This window comes from Chryseobacterium sp. SIMBA_029 (genome assembly GCF_046535275.1).
In the GTDB taxonomy this organism is placed as follows: domain Bacteria; phylum Bacteroidota; class Bacteroidia; order Flavobacteriales; family Weeksellaceae; genus Chryseobacterium.
In genome coordinates this window covers 1-268 of record NZ_JAWRXA010000377.1, presented here as the reverse complement: position 1 = coordinate 268, position 268 = coordinate 1, and the positions used below count along the sequence as shown (strand labels likewise).

Here is a 268-nt window from a genome sequence, read left to right as displayed (position 1 = left end):
AGTGGCAGCAGGCACTACATCAGAATATCCTTTTAAATTCTAAAGAAACCCAAAAAGCCTTTCAAAAATACAAACTGAACAATGGTGAAGAATTCTCCTATGGATACGGATGGCACCTGAAAGATATCAATGGAACTCCGGACCGGGAACATGGGGGAAGTATTTTTGGATTCAAAAGTATGGGCGTTTACATTCCCAGTGAAGATATTTATGTGATAGGACTCAGCAATTGTGACTGCCACTCTCCGACTGCCATTACCAGAAATAT

1 pseudogene is annotated in these 268 nt (G+C 40.7%); it reads left to right on the top strand.

From position 1 onward, the window contains the following. Window positions 1-268: pseudogene (locus tag SB679_RS24515) on the top strand (serine hydrolase); the annotation flags it as partial.